The sequence below is a fragment of the Actinomycetota bacterium genome (assembly GCA_036280995.1).
In the GTDB taxonomy this organism is placed as follows: Bacteria; Actinomycetota; CALGFH01; order CALGFH01; family CALGFH01; genus CALGFH01.
Genome location: DASUPQ010000388.1, coordinates 1 through 3,151, shown reverse-complemented (window position 1 = coordinate 3,151; position 3,151 = coordinate 1). Strand labels below are relative to the sequence as shown.

4 protein-coding genes and 1 other RNA gene are annotated in these 3,151 nt (G+C 70.7%); 4 read left to right on the top strand and 1 reads right to left on the bottom strand.

The genetic code is table 11. The features are described 5' to 3' along the window. The 3 genes from VF468_13015 to smpB form a co-directional block, all read left to right on the top strand. Nucleotides 1–166 (top strand): cell division ATP-binding protein FtsE (locus VF468_13015; GenBank protein HEX5879216.1); only part of this gene is annotated, 166 nt, incomplete at its 5' end. Continuing rightward, entirely contained in the window at nt 156–1,073 is a 918-nt protein-coding gene (gene ftsX, locus VF468_13010; GenBank protein ID HEX5879215.1) for a permease-like cell division protein FtsX, read from the top strand. The genes VF468_13015 and ftsX, both read left to right, overlap by 11 nt. A gap of 17 nt (nt 1,074–1,090) precedes the next feature. Next, on the top strand, nt 1,091–1,558 hold the full coding sequence (gene smpB, locus VF468_13005; protein HEX5879214.1) for an SsrA-binding protein SmpB: 468 nt from the start codon (nt 1,091–1,093) through the stop codon (nt 1,556–1,558). Here smpB and VF468_13000 read toward each other — a convergent pair. After that, the gene (locus tag VF468_13000) at nt 1,555–2,481 is read right to left on the bottom strand and encodes an SDR family oxidoreductase (GenBank protein HEX5879213.1); all 927 of its coding nucleotides are present in this window, start codon (nt 2,479–2,481) and stop codon (nt 1,555–1,557) included. The genes smpB and VF468_13000 overlap by 4 nt on opposite strands. A gap of 53 nt (nt 2,482–2,534) precedes the next feature. Here VF468_13000 and ssrA point away from each other — a divergent pair. Continuing rightward, nucleotides 2,535–2,887, top strand: a transfer-messenger RNA (tmRNA) gene (gene ssrA, locus VF468_12995). Nucleotides 2,888–3,151 lie beyond the last annotated feature (264 nt).

Below are 3,151 nucleotides of genomic sequence, written 5' to 3'. Positions count from 1 at the left end.
GGACATCATGCGGCTGCTGGAGCGGATCAACCGGACCGGGACCACCGTGGTCATGGCCACCCACGACGAACGCATCGTCGACCAGATGCGCAAGCGGGTGGTCGAGCTGGAGCACGGCAAGGTCGTCCGCGACCAGGAGCGGGGGGTGTACGACCTTGGCGTTTAGGCTGTCGTACATCGCCGTCGAGGCCTACCGGGGGTTCCGCCGCAACCTCCTGCTGGCCATCTCGATGGTCATCATCGTCGCCATCAGCCTGACCCTGTTCGGGATCGCGCTGCTGGCCGGCAAGCAGGTGTCGCTGTTCGGCGGCTACTGGTCGGACAAGATCGAGGTCTCGGTCTTCCTCGCCCCCAAGATCCCGGCCCAGCAGCGCGAGGACATCCGCCGCCAGCTGGAGGCGGTGCCGGTGGTGGAGCGGGTCTACTACGAGTCCAAGGAGGACGCCTACGCGCGCTTCCGGGACCAGTTCAAGGACTCGCCCGACATGGTCCGCAACGTCAGCCCGGACGTGCTGCCCGAGAGCTACCGGGTCAAGCTCAAGGACCCGACCCAGTTCGCCCAGGTCCACGACGAGTTCTGCTCGGGCACCTTCAACGACCGCGGCAAAGAGGTCTGCAACCCGGGGATCGACTCCGTGATCGACCAGAAGAAGCTGGTCGAGCGGCTGTTCGCGGTCCTCAACATGCTCAAGAACTCCTTCTTCGTGCTGGCCGCGGTGCTCGGCATCGCCGCCGTGGTCCTGATCGCGGTGACGGTGCGGGTGGCCGCGTTCGCGCGGCGCAAGGAGACCCAGATCATGAAGCTGGTCGGGGCCTCCAACACCTACATCCGGCTGCCGTTCCTGGCCGAGGGCGTGGTCGCCGGCCTGCTCGGCACCCTGATCGCCTTCGGGCTGCTCCGGGCGGGCATGTTCTACCTGGACCGGGTCCGCAACCAGGTGTCGATCTTCCAGATCCTGCCCGCGGTCGGGATGCGCGAGTTCTACGCCTCCTGCGTGGTGCTGCTGGCCCTCGGGGTGGTCGCCTCGGCCCTGGCCAGCCTGCTGGCGCTCCGCAAGTACGTGCGGATCTAGGCCGGCGGTCCCCGCAGATGCCCAGGCGCGAGCCCCCGGGCACGGTCGCGACCAACCGCCGTGCCCGGCACGACTACGAGATCCTCGAGACGATCGAGGCCGGGGTGGTCCTGCGGGGCAGCGAGGTCAAGACCCTGCGCGAGGGCAAGGCGTCCCTCCAGGACGCCTACGCCGTGGTCGACGGCGGCGACATCGTCCTGCACATGCAGATCCCGGCCTACTCCCACACCGGCTACGAGGGCCACGAGCCGACCCGCCCCCGCAAGCTGCTGCTCCACCGCAAGCAGATCGACCAGCTGGCGGCCCGGATCAACGAGCGCGGCCTGACCCTGGTCCCGCTGCGCATCTACTTCAAGGGCCAGCTGGTCAAGGTCGAGCTGGGCCTGGCCCGGGGCAAGCGCGCCTACGACAAGCGCCAGTCGCTGGCCAAGCGCGACGCCGAGCGCGAGATGGCCCGGGTCCGCAAGGCCCGCACGCGAGGCTAGGTCGCGGCCCCACCCGGGTCGGTGTTCGGGGGGGATGCGGGGGGCGGAGCCTCCCGCAGTTGCCGGTAGCTGTCGGGGTTGCGGCGCAGGAACTCGGCCAGGCTCATCGGCGGGTGCCCGGCGACGGCGGCCACGTCGCCGCTGACCGCCTCCAGGTCGCCGTTGGCGATGGCGGCATAGGTCGTCACCCAGCCGGCGACCTCCCAGTCGGGGGCGCCGTAGTGGGCCCGCGACGCGTACGCCTCCTCCAGGGTCTCGGCGTGGTAGGTGATGGCCCGCCCGGTGACCCGGGACAGCTCCTCGGCCGCCTCGGCCATGGTGAAGGCCTCCGGCCCGGTCATGTCGTAGGTCCGCCCGTCGTGGCCGCCGCTGTCGTCCAGCAGCACGGCCACGGCCACGTCCGCGATGTCGTCGCGGGTGACCGCGGCCACCCGGCCGTCGGCGGCCGGCCCCCGGATCACCCCGTCGGCCCCGACCATCAGCGGCAGGAAGTCGATGTAGAGGCTGTCGCGCAGGAACGTGTGGCGCAGCCCGCTGCCCCGGATGCGCTCCTCGGTGTGCCAGTGGTCCCGCCCGAAGGTGAAGGTGCAGTCCGGCGACGCCCCGAAGAACGAGGTGTACACCACCCGCTCGACCTTGGCGTCCGCCGCCGCCTCGACCACGTTGGAGTGCAGCCGCATCCGGTCGGGGTCCTCCGACGCCGACACCATGAACAGCGCCTGCGTCCCCTCGAAGGCCCGCCGCAGCCCGTCGCGGTCGTCGTAGCTCCCGGTGGCCACCTCGGCCCCGGCCAGCGCCGGCGCCCGCGCCGGGTCCCTGGCCACCAGCCGCTGTCGGGCGCCCTGCTCCGCAAGCCGCCGGGCCACCCGCCCGCCCAGCCCGCCGGTGACCCCGGTGACGGCGATGACACCTGCTCCAGCCATGGCCGGAGCCTACCGGAACATCGCTACAATGGAGGGCGTTGACAACACCATACGGGGGTGCCTGGGTTCGACCGTGACGGATCGATCCAGGGGAAGCGAGCCGGAGTTCGCGGGGCTCCGCACCAAACCGCGAAAACCACAAGCGCCAAGCCTAACTACGCGCTCGCTGCCTAAGGTTTCTTAGACAGCCGTCCGCCGCTCCACGCCTGCGGGAGCGGGTCGGGCGTCGATAGCAGGCTCACCTGGGACGGGAGGCCAGCGCCCGTCCCGGGAACACCTTGGCTGGCTAGGACCCGGGAGCGTCGCCACCGGACAGCCCGGGTCCGAACCTCAACCGGTGGCTGCGCTCGGAGAAGCCCTGGAACGACGCCGCGGGACGGGAGTTCGAGTCTCCCCACCTCCACCACAAGGGCCTGGTCACCGACCAGGCCCTTGCCTTGCCCGAAGGGCGGCCACCAGGGCGTCGGTACACGCTAGCCTCCGCGTGCAGCCGGTCGAGACGGTCGGCCAGGTGGTCCAACTCCTCCGGGAACAGGTGCCGGTAGCGGTCCTGGGTAATCGACGCCGACCTGTGGCCCAGGTGGTGCTGCACGGCCTCGATGCTGGCGCCCTCGCGGATCAGCAGGCTCGCGCACGTGTGGCGCAGGTCATGGACCCGCAGCGCAGCCGG